At 65.7% G+C, this 14021-nt stretch carries 16 protein-coding genes; 9 read left to right on the top strand and 7 right to left on the bottom strand.

Going from position 1 to position 14021, the window contains the following annotated elements; genetic code table 11:
* From B5D62_RS15270 to B5D62_RS15290, 5 genes are all read left to right on the top strand, one after another.
* Positions 1-369 (top strand): TorF family putative porin (locus B5D62_RS15270; RefSeq protein ID WP_218191085.1); only part of this gene is annotated, 369 nt, incomplete at its 5' end.
* A gap of 61 nt (positions 370-430) precedes the next feature.
* Positions 431-1690, top strand: coding sequence for a UbiH/UbiF/VisC/COQ6 family ubiquinone biosynthesis hydroxylase (locus B5D62_RS15275; RefSeq protein ID WP_085934784.1), 1260 nt, complete (start codon positions 431-433; stop codon positions 1688-1690).
* A 19-nt stretch (positions 1691-1709) separates the two neighbouring features.
* The gene (locus tag B5D62_RS15280; protein WP_085934785.1) at positions 1710-1943 is read left to right on the top strand and encodes a hypothetical protein; all 234 of its coding nucleotides are present in this window, start codon (positions 1710-1712) and stop codon (positions 1941-1943) included.
* Between the two features lie 51 nt (positions 1944-1994).
* Positions 1995-2972, top strand: coding sequence for a CobW family GTP-binding protein (locus tag B5D62_RS15285; RefSeq protein ID WP_085934786.1), 978 nt, complete (start codon positions 1995-1997; stop codon positions 2970-2972).
* A 4-nt stretch (positions 2973-2976) separates the two neighbouring features.
* Positions 2977-4020, top strand: a complete 1044-nt coding sequence (locus B5D62_RS15290) for a WD40 repeat domain-containing protein (protein WP_085934787.1) — start codon at positions 2977-2979, stop codon at positions 4018-4020.
* A 63-nt stretch (positions 4021-4083) separates the two neighbouring features.
* On the opposite strand, the gene B5D62_RS15295 is transcribed toward B5D62_RS15290, so the two are convergent.
* Both B5D62_RS15295 and B5D62_RS15300 read right to left on the bottom strand, forming a co-directional pair.
* Positions 4084-4635 carry a DUF1269 domain-containing protein gene (locus B5D62_RS15295; RefSeq protein WP_085934788.1) on the bottom strand — a complete coding sequence of 184 codons (552 nt, stop codon included), beginning with the start codon at positions 4633-4635 and terminating at the stop codon, positions 4084-4086.
* A gap of 219 nt (positions 4636-4854) precedes the next feature.
* Positions 4855-6090, bottom strand: a complete 1236-nt coding sequence (locus B5D62_RS15300; RefSeq protein WP_170920961.1) for a Bcr/CflA family multidrug efflux MFS transporter — start codon at positions 6088-6090, stop codon at positions 4855-4857.
* Between the two features lie 53 nt (positions 6091-6143).
* Between B5D62_RS15300 and B5D62_RS15305 the strand changes: the two genes are divergently transcribed.
* From B5D62_RS15305 to B5D62_RS15320, 4 genes are read left to right on the top strand one after another with little or no spacing between them, the layout of a single operon-like run.
* Positions 6144-6917, top strand: coding sequence for a HesA/MoeB/ThiF family protein (locus B5D62_RS15305; protein WP_085934790.1), 774 nt, complete (start codon positions 6144-6146; stop codon positions 6915-6917).
* On the top strand, positions 6914-7309 hold the full coding sequence (locus tag B5D62_RS15310; RefSeq protein WP_085935131.1) for a DsrE family protein: 396 nt from the start codon (positions 6914-6916) through the stop codon (positions 7307-7309). The genes B5D62_RS15305 and B5D62_RS15310 overlap by 4 nt, the downstream gene beginning before the upstream one ends.
* Positions 7310-7337: 28 nt before the next feature.
* Positions 7338-8315, top strand: a complete 978-nt coding sequence (locus B5D62_RS15315; RefSeq protein WP_085935132.1) for an adenosine kinase — start codon at positions 7338-7340, stop codon at positions 8313-8315.
* On the top strand, positions 8312-9727 hold the full coding sequence (locus B5D62_RS15320) for an AmpG family muropeptide MFS transporter (protein ID WP_218191086.1): 1416 nt from the start codon (positions 8312-8314) through the stop codon (positions 9725-9727). The genes B5D62_RS15315 and B5D62_RS15320 overlap by 4 nt, the downstream gene beginning before the upstream one ends.
* Positions 9728-9867: 140 nt before the next feature.
* Here B5D62_RS15320 and phoB read toward each other — a convergent pair whose 3' ends face one another.
* Genes phoB through pstC form a run of 5 tightly spaced genes read right to left on the bottom strand, consistent with a single transcriptional unit; the run spans position 9868 to position 14019 of the window.
* On the bottom strand, positions 9868-10602 hold the full coding sequence (phoB, locus tag B5D62_RS15325) for a phosphate regulon transcriptional regulator PhoB (RefSeq protein ID WP_085935133.1): 735 nt from the start codon (positions 10600-10602) through the stop codon (positions 9868-9870).
* Positions 10603-10604: 2 nt separating this feature from the next.
* On the bottom strand, positions 10605-11318 hold the full coding sequence (phoU, locus tag B5D62_RS15330) for a phosphate signaling complex protein PhoU (protein ID WP_085934792.1): 714 nt from the start codon (positions 11316-11318) through the stop codon (positions 10605-10607).
* Between the two features lie 27 nt (positions 11319-11345).
* Positions 11346-12176, bottom strand: coding sequence for a phosphate ABC transporter ATP-binding protein PstB (gene pstB / locus B5D62_RS15335; RefSeq protein ID WP_085934793.1), 831 nt, complete (start codon positions 12174-12176; stop codon positions 11346-11348).
* On the bottom strand, positions 12176-13024 hold the full coding sequence (gene pstA / locus B5D62_RS15340; protein WP_085934794.1) for a phosphate ABC transporter permease PstA: 849 nt from the start codon (positions 13022-13024) through the stop codon (positions 12176-12178). The genes pstB and pstA overlap by 1 nt, the downstream gene beginning before the upstream one ends.
* A gap of 2 nt (positions 13025-13026) precedes the next feature.
* A complete protein-coding gene (gene pstC / locus B5D62_RS15345; RefSeq protein ID WP_085934795.1) occupies positions 13027-14019 on the bottom strand; it encodes a phosphate ABC transporter permease subunit PstC in 993 nt (330 codons plus the stop codon).
* Between the last annotated feature and the right edge of the window lie 2 nt (positions 14020-14021).

Below are 14021 nucleotides of genomic sequence, written 5' to 3' on the forward strand. Positions count from 1 at the left end.
GTCGGCTACGACTTCGACGTCGCCCAGTTCACCTTCGGCGTCCACTACAGCCCCAACTTCTTCGCCAATTCCGGCACCGCCTGGTACAAGCAGCTGCTCGCAACCGTGCCGCTGCCCTTCATCAAGCTCCACGAAGACATCGCCTTCAAGCTGTTCGGCTCGATCGGCAACCAGTATGTCGCCAACAACGTCAACTACGGCATCAGCAGCAACAACTACTGGGACTGGCAGGTCGGCCTCACCATGACCGCCTTCACCGTCGACTTCTCCGTCTCCTATGTCGGAACAAGCGTCAACGCTTACGAAAACTGCGGAAACACCATGAACTGCGCCTCGCGTGCCCTCTTCATGGTCAGCAAGACATTCTGAGAATCGTTCGAAGGGGCTGGCGCACCTTGCCGCCAGCCCCGTCGGCTGCCATTACACGCCCATGGATAGCGAACGGTTTGACCTCGCCATCGTGGGTGCCGGCCTCAACGGCAGCCTTCTTGCCCTTGCCGCTGGCCAGGCCGGGCTCAAGATAGCCCTCATCGATCGGTTGCCACTGAAATCGATGACCGAGGCGGGCTTCGATGGTCGCACGATGGCGATCTCCTACACGAGCCAGCGTCTCTTCAAGGCTTTGGGCGTATGGGACGACGTCGCCAATGTCGCCGAGCCGATTCTCGACATCCGCATTTCCGATGCAGGCCACGACGGGCAGGCGAGTCCGCTGTTCCTGCACTTCGACCACCGCGAAGCCGGCGTGGACGACAATCCCGATGCGCCCATGGGCTGGATCGTCGAGAACCGCTTCCTGCGCGCGGCGATGCTGCGGCGACTCATCGACTGCGCCAATGTGGAGCTCATCGCGCCCGACGACGCCGTTGAAACCAAGCGCGATGCCGACAAGGTCGAGATCAGCCTGAAGAGCGGCCGTGTCATCACCGCCAGGCTGGTCGCGTCCGCCGAAGGTCGCTTCGGCACGATGCGCGAAGAAGCGGGCATCGGTGCTCGCTCCTGGTCCTACAATCAGACCGCGATCGTGCTGGTCGCGCGTCATGAGCGGCCGCATCGCGGCATCGCGCAGGAGAAGTTCCTGCCCGGCGGCCCCTTCGCCATCCTGCCGATGTGCGACTCCGAGACGGGAGAGCATCTCTCTTCGATCGTCTGGACCGAGCGCACCGCGATCGCCAAGCGCCTGCTCGAACTCGACGCGGCGCGGTTCCAGGCCGAGTTCGCGCGCCGGTTTGGCGATTTCCTGGGCAAGGTGGATACGATCGGACCACGCTGGTGGTATCCGCTGCATCTTGTACACGCAGAGCGATATATCGAGCAGAGGCTGGTGCTGGTGGGAGACGCCGCCCATGGCATGCACCCGATCGCCGGTCAGGGCTACAATCTCGGCATCAGAGACATCGCCGCCCTGGTCGAGGTCCTGGTCGACGCCAAGCGGCTCGGTCTCGATGTCGGCAGCGCCGATACGCTCGAGCGCTATGCCCAATGGCGGCGCGCCGACAACTTCGCCATGATCGCCGCGACCGATCTTCTCAACCGGCTGTTCTCCAACGACATCAAGCCGCTGCGGCTGGCCCGCGATCTCGGGCTCGGCGCCGTCAACCGCATCCCGCCGCTGCGACGCTTCTTCATCCGCCATGCCATGGGCATGGTCGGCGATCTCCCGAAGCTGATCCGCGGCGAGCGGCTTTAGGCGGGCGTAGGAGGACAACTTGGATGGCCTGACCGCGTTCGGGCTGCTCGCCGTTACCGCGATGCTCCTTTGTTACGCCCTGGAGAACCGTAGCCACCTCTTCATCCTCTGCTTTGCCGGCGCCTGCCTGCTCGGATCGGCCTATGGCTTCCTGCAAGGCGCCTGGCCCTTCGGCGTGGTGGAAGCCATCTGGGCGGGAGTGGCCTTCCGGCGCTGGTGGTCCGCCCGCAACCGCTCGGCACGCGCGCCCTAGACTCCGCGCTTCGGCCACCCTATTTCAAGGGCCAATCTCAAGGGAAAACCCATGGCGACTCCCCAGACATCGGCACAAGTGCCCGTGACGGTGCTGACCGGCTATCTCGGCGCCGGCAAGACAACCCTGCTGAACCGTATCCTGAGCGAGCAGCACGGGAAGAAATACGCCGTGATCGTCAACGAGTTCGGCGAGCTCGGCGTCGACAACGACCTCGTGGTGAATGCCGACGAGGAAGTGTTCGAGATGAACAACGGCTGCATCTGCTGCACGGTGCGCGGCGATCTGATCCGCATTATCGAAGGGCTGATGAAGCGCAAGGACAAGTTCGACGGCATTCTGGTGGAGACCACCGGCCTGGCCGATCCCGGCCCTGTCGCGCAGACCTTCTTCACCGACGAGGAGGTGAAGGCCAGGACCCGGCTCGATGCGATCGTAACCGTGGTCGATGCCAAGCATTTCCTCGGCCAGCTCGAGCAGGGTGACGAAGCCGAGGAGCAGGTGGCCTTTGCCGACGTGATCCTGCTGAACAAGACCGATCTCGTGAGTCCCGAGGAGCTGAAGAAGGTCGAGGACCGGATCCGGTCGATCAATCCCTATGCCCGCCTCCACCGTACCGAGAAGAGCAAGGTCGAGCTCGACGCCATCCTCGACAAGGGCGCGTTCGACCTCAACCGCATCCTGGAATTCGAACCGGACTTCCTTGAACACGGCCACGACCACGATCACGAGGACGAGGTCACCAGCCTCAGCATCACCGCCGACCGTCCGGTCGATCCCGACAAGTTCCAGAAGTGGATGGGCGCGGTCCTGCAGATCAAGGGCCCCGACATCTTCCGTAGCAAGGGCATCCTGGCCATCGATGGCGCGCCCCGCCGCTACGTCTATCAAGGCGTGCACATGATGATGGACGCCGACTGGGGCCAGCCGTGGAAGGAAGGCGAGCCACGCACCAGCAAGCTCGTCTTCATCGGCCGCAATCTCGACGGCGACAATCTCGAGCGCGGCTTCCAGGACTGCCTGAAGTAGATCCGTGAAGCTCGATCTCGCTGATCCGACGTGGCAGATCGACCTGCCACGCCACCGCTCCGTGGCCGGCGATGCGCCGGTCGCCGGCTGTGCTTTCAGCCGCGACGGCACCGTTGCGGCCTTTGCCTTGGGCGATGGCGCCGTGCGCTTTCTGCCCGCCGATCTGTCCGCCGCCGTCCCGGCCGGCGCCGCGCCGGTTCACAAAGGCGCGGTGCTGGCCCTGGCGGCCGATCCCGCCGGAACCGGGTTCGTCAGCGGCGGCGACGATGGGCGGCTTCTGCGCCTGGCGCTCGATGGCTCGGTCAGCGAAGTGGCCAACCAGAAGGGCAAATGGATCGAGCATATCGCCACGCACAGGGCGACCGGCACCGTGGCGGCCTCTGCCGGCAAGATGGCGCTGGTGGCAAAGGACGGCGAGGTGCGGGAGTTCGGGCCGCATCAGAGCACCGTCGCCGATCTCGATTTCAGCAAGGATGGCGGCCGGCTGGCCTGCGCGCATTATGGCGGCGTCACGGTGTGGAGCATCGGCCAGGTCACCCTGCCGCCGCGGCGCTTCGCCTGGGCGGGCAGCCACGTCGCCATGAAGTGGAGTCCGGATGGCAAGTTCATCGCCACCGGCACGCAGGAGAACGACATCCATGTCTGGCGGGTGGCGCAGGCCGCCGACATGCGCATGCAGGGATATCCGGCCAAGGTGCGGTCGCTCTCATGGTCGGCCGATGCACGCTGGCTCTACACCTCCGCACAGCCGGTCTTCACGGCCTGGTCGTTCGCGGGCAAGGGCCCCGAGGGCAAGCCGCCGCTGCAGTTCGGCCAGGAAGGCGCCGGCCTGATCACCGTCGTTGCCGCCCATCCGACGGCCGAATTCGTGCTGGGCGGCTACGACACCGGCGAGGTGCAGCTCGGCGACATCAAGTCCCGGCGCTCGATCGTGATCAGGATCGCGGACGGCTCGCCGATCACGGGTCTCGCCTGGGCTCCCGACGGCTTCCGCCTTGCTCTCGGCAACGAGCGCGGCGACCTGGTGGTGATCGATCTGCGGCGCTGAGGCTGAGTCCCGAGCGCTCGACGGGCGAACGGGCTTGAGACGAAGCCGCGACGACGAGGTCGCTCAGGACGTGGCCGCCACGTGCTCCGCCAATGCTGCCCGCAAGGCCTTTTCGGTCGCCGCGTCGAACGATGTCCTCACCACCCTGCCGCCGACGCCGGCAAGATCGGCCAGCACCCTGTCGGCCGTCATCTTGCGGATGAGCAGGAACAATCCGGCCTCGCCGGGCTTCAAGGCCCGGGCCTGCTCCCTCATCTCGGCGTCCGGGATGCCGACATCGGCCAGCAGCCCGTGAACGGCCCCGGCTGTCGCGGCAACCCCGGGAAGGGCGGCCGCAGCCAGTTCGACGGCACCGACTGCCGCCCCCGCCGCCACACCCACCGCAGGCATCGCGAAGAGGGCGCCGGTAATGAGGCCCCACATCGCACCGTTGCTGGCGCCGCTCCCGGTCAGGCTGACCATCTGGTTGAGCTTCACATGGCCCTTCGCGTCGCGCACGGCGATCACCGCGTCACCAACCTCGATCAAGTATTTTTTCTGCAGGGCGAGGATCCGTGTCCGCACTTCCTCGGCCTGGGCCTCGGATGGAAAGGCGATCAATACCAGGTCGTTCATCCCGGCCTCCGGCCCGTTGCTGCGATGCCAGTCTTGTCTCATCCCGACGTTACAGCTTTAGTCACGTGCCTGGGCGGCGCCGGGCGTAGGTGACCATAATCGTCGTCCGGGGCCGGTCAGTCGTAAGATCGGCCGATGACAACTGAAGAATGGACATCGTCCCGGGACCGTTTCCGTTTTTTTCCCGTTTCTTTAACGGCAACGGCCGTCTCGCGATGCCTATCCGTTACGGGGCACCAGCAGCCGGTTCGACACGAAGCAGAGCAGCCCGGCAATTCCCATCGCGGTCGTCATGGGCGCGATGGTGCCGTCCAGCGCCTGGCCGACCACGGCGCCGAACACCGCACCAAGGCCGAACTGCATCACGCCCATCAGCGACGAGGCGGTGCCGGCCATGTGGGGATAGCGCTGCAGGGCGACCGCGGTGGCATTGGGCGCGATCATGCTGAGCGCGGCGATCTGCGGCGCGAAGCAGAAGAAGAACGGCCACATGCCGATGGTGCCGTAGCGCGCTTCGATCAGCCCCAGCACCAGGGCCGCAGGACCAGTGATCGCGGGAATGAGCACGGCATAGCGCAGGATCTTGCTGGCTCCGAAGACCGGCGCCAGCTTGGCGTTCACGAGGCTGCCGACGGTCATGAACAGGACAATGCCGCCGAAGATCACGCCGTAGAGCCGCGGCGCGACGCCGTAGCGTTCGATGAAGACGAACGGTGAGCCGGACAGGAAGGAGAGCAGCGCTGCGAACTGGAAGGAGCTGGTGAAGGCGTAGCCCATGAATGCCTTGTGCCGGAACAGCTCGCCAAAGCGCTTCAGGATCGCCGACAGGACCAGCGGCTGGCGGTATTCCGGCCGCAGCGTCTCGGGCAGATAGAGAAAGCTCGTCAGCCAGGCGAACAGGCCGACGCCCGCCAGAATGAGGAAGATCGCGTGCCAGCCGAGAAACCACAGGATCTGACCGCCGATCAGGGGCGCCATCATCGGTGCGATCGAGGTGCAGGCCAGCATGAGCGACATCACGCGCGCCGCCTGGTCGCGCTCGGCGAGGTCGCGCACCATGGTCCGCGACAACACCACGCTGCCGCAGGCGGCAAGGCCCTGCAGCAGGCGCAACAGGATGAGCTGCTCGGCGGCCGCCGCAACGGCGCAGCCGAGGCTGGCGATCACATAGATGCCCAGCGCGCCCAGGATGATGCGCCGGCGACCGAAGCGATCGCCCGCCGGCCCGTAGAAGATCTGGCCAAGCCCGAAGGACAGCATGAACGCCGACAGGGTGAGCTGGATATCGGCCGTCGTGCTGTGCAGATCGATGGCGATCACCGGCAGCGCCGGCAGATACATGTCGATCGAGAGCGGGGTGAAAGCCGAGAGAAGCGCGAGGACCGCGACCAGCAGCGGCGTCAGCTTGGGGCGCGCGGCGACGCCAGCCGCTTGGGACTCGATGACGGTACTCATTCCAGCTCGCTCTAGCAGCCAATGTGTCCGCCGCGCCATGCTATAAGCGGACCATGACGGTGCTACCCGATATGACCGAGACGCAGATCAGGCGCTACGCGCGGCATATCGTGCTGCCCGAGATCGGCGGCATCGGCCAATCGCGCCTGATCGCGGCGAAGGTCCTCGTGATCGGCGCCGGCGGCCTCGGCGCACCCGCCCTGCAGTATCTCGCCGCCGCCGGCATCGGCACGCTGGGGGTGATCGACGACGACACGGTCGACCTGTCGAACCTGCAACGTCAGATCATCCATCGCACCGCCGATATCGGCGCGGCCAAGACGGACAGCGCCCGTCGCGCCCTGACCGAGATCAATCCCGAAGTCACCGTCCAGCCCCACCAGGAGCGGCTGACAGTCGCCAATGCCGAGCGGATCATCGCCGGCTACGATGTCGTGGCCGACGGCAGCGACAACTTCGCCACACGGTACCTGCTCAACGACACCTGCTATCGCCTCAGGAAGACCCTGGTTTCCGCGGCGATCCTTCGTTTCGACGGTCAGATCTCGACCTACAAGCCCTGGCTCGGTGCCGCCCATCCCTGCCTGCGCTGCATCTTCCCGGCCGCCCCTTCCGAGGACGCGGTCCCGAGCTGCGCCCAGGCCGGCGTGCTGGGCGCCCTGGCCGGCACCTTGGGCGCCCTCCAGGCAACGGAAGTGGTGAAGGAGATCCTGGGCATCGGCCGATCCCTGTCCGGTCGCCTGCTCACGTACGACGCGCTCGACGCCTCGTTCGAGGAGATGGCGATCACCAAGCGTGCCGATTGTCCGACCTGCGGGGCCGCATGAAGGGTCCCGAAGGCGGCCTGTCGCTGATCGTGCGATCGGGCGACTATGAGAGCGTGCACTACGCCCTGGCCCTCGCCAGTGCGGCGCTCGCCATCAACCGGCCCGCCATCCTGTTCTTCACCCTCGGCGGGATCCGCGCCCTGCTGGGACCGCCTGCCACACTCGACGATTGGGATCGCGACGAACTGATGCGCCAGCGCGGCATCGGCGATTTCGAGACCCTGCTGCAGGCCTGCGTCGAGCTCGGTGCCCGCTTCATCGTGTGCGAGATGGGGCTTCGTGCACTGGGCATCGATCGCGCCCAGCTGCGGCGCGACGTCCCCTTCACGGTCGCCGGGATCGTGACCTTGCTGGACGAAACCAAACCCGGCATGCATCTGCTGACGCTTTAACGGTCAAACTGTCGATAATGGAGACCTCATGACATCCGCTGCCTTCGACGTGCTGGGAATCGGCAACGCCATTGTCGACGTGATCAGCCATGCCGACGATGCCTTCCTCTCCCGGCACAAGCTCGCCAAGGGCAGCATGATGCTGATCGACGAGGCCCGCGCCGACGCGCTCTATGCCGATATGGGGCCGGGTATCGAGGTCTCGGGCGGCTCGTGCGGCAACACCATGGCCGGCGTCGCCTCGTTCGGCGGCAAGGGTGCCTATATCGGCAAGGTGCGCAACGATCAGCTCGGCACCGTCTTCGCGCATGATCTGCGGTCCATCGGCGTGGCTTTCGACACGCCGCAGGCGCAATCGGGGCCCGCCACCGCGCGCTGCCTGATCTTGGTGACACCCGACGCGCAACGCACCATGAACACCTTCCTGGGCGCCTGTACTGGCCTCGGCCCGAACGACATCGACCCCAAGCTGGTGGGCGGAGCGCAGGTCACCTACGTCGAGGGCTATCTCTGGGACGCGCCCGAGGCCAAGAAGGCGGTGCTGAAGGCGTTCGACGCGGCGCATGCCGCCGGCCGGCTGGTGTCGATCACGCTGTCCGATGCGTTCTGCGTCGATCGCTATCGCGACGAGTTCCGCGCCCTGATCCGCGACAAGGTCGACATCCTGTTCGGCAACGAGAGCGAGATCAAATCCCTGTACCAGGTCGACAGCTTTGAAGCCGCGCTGGAAGCGACACGCAAGGAAGCGAAGATCGCCGCCCTGACACGCAGCGAGAAAGGCTCCATCGTCGTGAAGGGCAACGAGACGCACGCCGTTCCGGCCGCTCCGGTTGCCAAGGTGGTCGACACGACTGGCGCCGGCGATCTCTATGCCGCTGGCTTCCTCTACGGCTTCACCCACGGCAAGCCGCTGGCCGAATGCGCGCGGCTGGGCGGCATCGCGGCCGCCGAGATCATCTCCCATGTCGGCGCACGCCCCGAGACGCCGCTCAAGGGCCTGATGTGAGCGATACGGCCAAGCTGGACGACAAGCGGGATTGGCGCGCGACCTTCGCGACCTACAGCCACCCGCGGGTCATCCAGTTCCTGTTTCTGGGCTTCTCGGCGGGCCTGCCTTTCCTGCTGGTCTTCTCGACCCTGTCGGCGTGGCTGCGCGAGTTCGGCATCAGCCGCACGGCGATCGGCTTCATCAGCTGGATCGGCATCACCTACTCCTTCAAGTTCGTGTGGTCGCCGGTCGTCGATCGCGTACCGCTGCCGCTGCTGACGCGCTGGCTCGGCCGCCGGCGCGCCTGGATGCTGCTGGCGCAGAGCGGCATCGCTGGTGGCCTGCTCGCCATGTCGTTCTGCGACCCGCGAACGGACCTTTGGCATCTGGTGATGTTCGCGCTGGTCGTCGCCTTCTCCTCGGCGACGCAGGACATCGCCATGGATGCCATGCGCATCGAGGCGACCGACGAGAGCCTGCAGGGCGCCACGGCGGCCACCTATCAGCTCGGCTACCGCATCGCCGTGCTCGCGGCGAGCGCCGGAGCGCTGTACATCGCGCAGTTCGGTTCCTGGCCGATCGCCTACCAGACCATGGCGGCGTTGGGGCTGGTGGGCCTCCTGACCACGCTCAGCATCGCCGAACCGGAGCGGCGAGAAGCCAGCGGCACGGCCGAGCGCGAGGGCAAGGTCGCCGACTTCGCGGCCGGGCTCGGTCCCCTGCCGCGCTGGCTGCGCGAGAGCCTGATCTTCCTCTACGGCGCCATCGTCTGCCCGTTTGTCGACTTCTTCATCCGCTATGGCTGGATGGCGCTGGTGCTGCTCGCCTTCATCGGCCTGTTCCGCCTCGCCGACATCGCCATGGGCGTGATGGCGAACCCCTTCTACATCGACATGGGCTTCACGCTGGCCCAGATCGCCAATGTCAGCAAGATTTTCGGCTTCGTGATGTCGATCGTGGGGGCGCTGACGGGCGGCGCGCTGGTGTTCCGGATCGGCGCAGCGCGGCTCCTGGTACCCGCGGTGATCGCGATGTCGCTTGCGAACCTCACCTTCGCCGCCATCGCCTGGATCGGCGAGCCGAACACGCTGTTGCTGGCGGGAGTCATCAGCATCGACAATCTGGTCACCGGCATGGCGGGCTCGGTGTTCATCGCCTTCCTGTCGAGCCTGACCAACGCTGCCTATACGGCGACGCAGTACGCGCTCTTCACCTCGATCATGACGCTGCCCGGCAAGATCATTGCGGGCTATTCGGGCTGGATCGTCGACACGCTGCAGGCCAGCCACACCTTCGGCCACAAGTTCGGCGGCTATGCGCTCTTCTTCTGCTATACCGCGCTGCTCGGCCTGCCGGCGCTGATCCTGGCGCTGGTCGTGCGCCGGCAGTTTGAAAAAGAAACCCCTCCTCCGTTGCCGAAGGAGGGGTAGTACGGTCGGCGACGGGGTGTCATCCGTGCCGGGGAACCAACCTGTTCCGATGCGGGGCGTGGGGTCTGCCGACGCGGAACGGGCAAGCGTCAGTTAAAGGGACAAGGCTACAAAACCATTAAGCCGCTTGTGGAAAACGCCTATCCCTGCGAATCGAGCGCATAACCGGCCGCGCGCACGGTACGGATCAGGTCCGTGTCATTCTCGCCGTTGAGGGCGATGCGCAGGCGACGGATATGCACGTCCACGGTGCGCGCCTCGACATAGACATCCTTGCCCCACACCGCATCGAGCAGCTGCTCGCGCGAGAAGACGCGGCCGGGATGTTCCATGAAGTGCCGTAACAGGCGGAACTCGGTCGGGCCGAGATGGACCGGCTTGCCGCCCCGCGTCACGCGGTGAGCGACCAGGTCCATGACGATGTCGGCATAGTTGAGCGCCTCGTCGGCCAGCGCCGGCCGGATGCGCCGCAGCACCGCCCGGATGCGCGCCACCAGCTCGGTCGGCGAGAACGGCTTGGACACGTAATCGTCGGCGCCAGCATCGAGCCCGCGCACGCGATCGCCTTCCTCGCCACGCGCCGTCAGCATGATGATCGGCAGGTTGGCGGTCGAGGTCTGGCGCCGCAGCTGACGGCAGACCTCGATGCCGGACATCAACGGCAACATCCAGTCGAGCAGGATCAGGTCCGGCGTATCCTCCTGCACCGAGGCTAGCGCCTCCTCGCCATCGTAGGCGACGGAGACGCTGAAGCCGGCCTGCTCGAGGTTGTAGCGCAGCAGCTCCACCAGCGCGCTTTCGTCCTCGACGATGAGGACGCGCGGCTTCACCGAGGCGCCTTGCGATTCGCGACGAGAGGGAACCGTGGCGGTCATGCTCATGGTGCGGTATCCGTGGTGTAGAGGGCGCCGCTGCCCTTGCGACGGGCCTCGGCGAAGTTCTGGCCGGTGTTCCGGAAACTCACCAGCTCGGCGATGTTGGTCACGTGGTCGCCGGCACGCTCGATGTTCTTGGCCATGAACAGAAGATGCGTGCAGGCGGTGATGGTGCGCGGATCCTCCATCATGTAGGTCAGGAGCTCGCGGAACAGGCCCGTGTAGACCTGATCGATCTCCTCGTCGCGATCCCACACGTCGCGGGCCTTTGCGACGTCGTCGTCGGCGAAGGCGTCGAGCACGTCCTTGAGCGCCGCGCGCACCAGGCGGCCGAGCCGGTCGATGCCGGCCACCGCCGATGGCGGCGCCGAGCCCTGGGCGAGGACGATGCTGCGCTTGGCCGTGTTCTTGGCATAGTCGGCGATGCGCTCGAGCGCCGCCGCGATCTTGATCGAGGACAGGACCACGCGCAGGTCGACCGCCATGGGCTGGCGCAGGGCCAGCATCTTGACGGTTTGTTCCTGCACCACGACGTCGAGTGCGTCGACCCGTGCATCGTCGGCGATCACCTCTTCGGCGATGGCCGTGTCGCGGTCGCGCACGGCCTGGAGTGCCTTGGCGAACTGGGCCTCGGTCAGGCCGCCCATCTCGTTGATGGTGGCATTGAGCCGTTCCAGCTCCTCATCGAAGCGCTTGAGAATGTGGTCGTTGGCCATATCGGGTTCCTTCTAGGATGCGCCGTGTCAGCCGAAGCGGCCGGTGATGTAGGCCTGGGTGCGCGAGTCCGTGGGGGCGGTGAAGATCTTCTCGGTCACGTCGAACTCGACCAGCTCGCCGAGATACATGAACGTCGTGAAGTCCGAGACGCGGGCTGCCTGCTGCATGTTGTGGGTCACGATCACGATCGTGTAGTCCTGCTTCAGCTCGTCGATCAGTTCCTCGATCTTGGCGGTCGAGATCGGATCGAGCGCCGAGCAGGGTTCGTCGAACAGGATGACCTCGGGCTTCACCGCGACCGTGCGGGCGATGCACAGGCGTTGCTGCTGACCGCCCGACAGGCCGAGGCCCGAAGCATCCAGCTTGTCCTTGACCTCGTCCCACAGCGCGGCACGACGCAGGGCCGATTCCACCCGGGCATCGACCTCCGCGCGGGGCAGGCGCTCATAGAGCCGGATACCGAAAGCGATGTTCTCGTAGATCGACATGGGGAACGGCGTCGGCTTCTGGAACACCATGCCGATGCGCGCCCTCAGGAGATTGATGTCGACTCCGGAGTCCAGGAGGTTCTGCCCGTCGAACATCACCTCGCCGGTGGCACGCTGTCCGGGATAGAGGTCGTACATGCGGTTCAGGACCCGCAGCAAGGTCGACTTGCCGCAGCCCGACGGGCCGATGAAGGCGGTGGTCTTGTTGGCGTAGAGCGCCAGGTTGATGTTCTTCAGGGCCCGCGAGTCGCCGTAGAAGAACTCGAGATTGCGGATCGAAACCTTCTCCGCGAGCCCGGCCGTGCTGACAGCGGCATGAGTGGCGACAGGCACGGCGAAAGCAGATGCATTGGTCGAGGCCATGGTCATTACTTTCTCGCTGTGAGAGTGCGGGCGAAGATGCTGAGCGCCAGCACCGTGACGGTGATCAGGAGGGCGCCGGTCCAGGCAAGGCTCTGCCATTCCTCGTAGGGTGACAGGGCGAACTGGAAGATGACCACCGGCAGGCTAGGCATCGGCGCGTTCATGTTGAGGCTCCAGAACTGGTTGTTCAGGGCCGTGAACAGCAACGGCGCGGTCTCGCCGCTGATGCGGGCGATGGCAAGCAGGATGCCGGTGACGATGCCTGCGCGCGCCGCGCGATAGGCGATGCGCACGATCATGTGCGAGCGCGGCAAGCCGATCGAGGCAGCCGCTTCGCGCAGCGTGTCCGGCACCAGCCGCAACATGTCCTCTGTCGTCCGCACGACGACGGGGATCACGATCACCGCCAGCGCCACGGCGCCGGCATAGCCCGAGAAATGACCCATCGGCGCGACCATCACCTCGTAGATGAAGAGGCCGATCACGATCGAGGGCGCGCTGAGCAGGATGTCGTTGATGAAGCGCACGATGCTGGCGAGCTTGTCGTGCCGGCCGTACTCCGCCAGGTATGTCCCGGCGAGGATGCCGATCGGCGTGCCGATCACGACCGCAAGGACGGTCATCACGATGCTGCCTGCGATGGCGTTGAGCAGGCCGCCGGCCGAGCCCGGCGGCGGCGTGTTCTCAGTGAAGACCGAGAGCGACAGGCCGCCGAAGCCGTGCAGCAGCAGGACGCCCAGGATCAACACCAGCCATCCCAGGCCGAAGGCGGTTGCGCCATAGGCCAGGGAGGTGGCCACCGTATTGCGCAGCCGGCGCGCGGCGTAGAGCGTATTCCTGCGGGAGTCGGCCATCGTCAGCGTCCCTTCTGCTGCAGGCGGAGCAGCATGTATCGGGCGATCGCGAGCACGATGAAGGTGATCACGAACAGGATCAGGCCCAGCGCGATCAGCGACGAGGTATAGAGATCGCCGACCGCCTCCGTGAATTCGTTGGCGATCGAGGCCGAGATCGTCGTGCCGGGCGCCAGGATCGAGCTGGAAACCGTGTGGGCGTTGCCGATGACGAAGGTTACCGCCATCGTCTCGCCGAGGGCGCGGCCCAACCCTAACATGACGCCGCCGATCACGCCGACGCGCGTGAAGGGCAGAACGACATGCTTGAACACTTCCCAAGTCGTGCAGCCAAGGCCGTAAGCCGCTTCCTTGAGCACCGGCGGCACCGCCTCGAATACGTCGCGCGAGATCGCGGTGATGAAGGGCAGGACCATGATCGCCAGGATGAAGCCCGCGGTCAGCATGCCGATGCCGTAAGGCGGTCCGGCGAACAGGGACGACAGACCAGGCACACCGTCGAAGGTGTCGATCAGGAATGGCTGGACATACTTCTGCAGGAAGGGCGCGAAGACGAACAGACCCCAGATGCCGTAGATGATGCTGGGAATACCGGCCAGCAGTTCGATCGCGATGGCGATCGGCCGGCGCAGCCACAGCGGACAGAGCGCCGTAAGGAAGAAGGCGATCAGGAGCCCGACCGGCACCGCGATCACCATGGCGATCGCCGACGTCACCAGTGTACCGTAGATGGGCGCCAGAGCGCCGAAATTCTCCGTAACCGGGTTCCAGACCTCGGTCACCACGAACGACAGGCCGAAGGCCTTGAGTGCCGGGACCGATCCGATGACCAGCGCCAGGATCACGCCGCTCAGCAAGGCCAGAACCGCGTAAACCGCGATCCGCGTCAGTTCGCGGAAGGCGATATCGCTGAGCCGCAACCGGTTCAGCGCCGTCGCACGGGCAGCCGCTGCGCCCGTTGTTTCAGCTACTCCGTTCAATGCCACCTCGGACATGC

This window comes from Enhydrobacter aerosaccus, assembly GCF_900167455.1.
Lineage (GTDB): Bacteria > Pseudomonadota > Alphaproteobacteria > Reyranellales > Reyranellaceae > Reyranella > Reyranella aerosaccus.

Coding starts and splice junctions, on each gene's coding strand:
- B5D62_RS15295 (WP_085934788.1), bottom strand. CDS start 4,635: ATGAACGACCTGGTATTGATCGCCTTTCCATCCGAGGCCCAGGCCGAG.
- phoB (WP_085935133.1), bottom strand. CDS start 10,602: ATGACCGCCACGGTTCCCTCTCGTCGCGAATCGCAAGGCGCCTCGGTG.
- phoU (WP_085934792.1), bottom strand. CDS start 11,318: ATGGCCAACGACCACATTCTCAAGCGCTTCGATGAGGAGCTGGAACGG.
- B5D62_RS15315 (WP_085935132.1), top strand. CDS start 7,338: ATGACATCCGCTGCCTTCGACGTGCTGGGAATCGGCAACGCCATTGTC.
- pstC (WP_085934795.1), bottom strand. CDS start 14,019: ATGTCCGAGGTGGCATTGAACGGAGTAGCTGAAACAACGGGCGCAGCG.
- pstB (WP_085934793.1), bottom strand. CDS start 12,176: ATGACCATGGCCTCGACCAATGCATCTGCTTTCGCCGTGCCTGTCGCC.
- B5D62_RS15300 (WP_170920961.1), bottom strand. CDS start 6,090: ATGAGTACCGTCATCGAGTCCCAAGCGGCTGGCGTCGCCGCGCGCCCC.
- B5D62_RS15310 (WP_085935131.1), top strand. CDS start 6,914: ATGAAGGGTCCCGAAGGCGGCCTGTCGCTGATCGTGCGATCGGGCGAC.
- B5D62_RS15285 (WP_085934786.1), top strand. CDS start 1,995: ATGGCGACTCCCCAGACATCGGCACAAGTGCCCGTGACGGTGCTGACC.
- B5D62_RS15275 (WP_085934784.1), top strand. CDS start 431: ATGGATAGCGAACGGTTTGACCTCGCCATCGTGGGTGCCGGCCTCAAC.
- B5D62_RS15305 (WP_085934790.1), top strand. CDS start 6,144: ATGACGGTGCTACCCGATATGACCGAGACGCAGATCAGGCGCTACGCG.
- pstA (WP_085934794.1), bottom strand. CDS start 13,024: ATGGCCGACTCCCGCAGGAATACGCTCTACGCCGCGCGCCGGCTGCGC.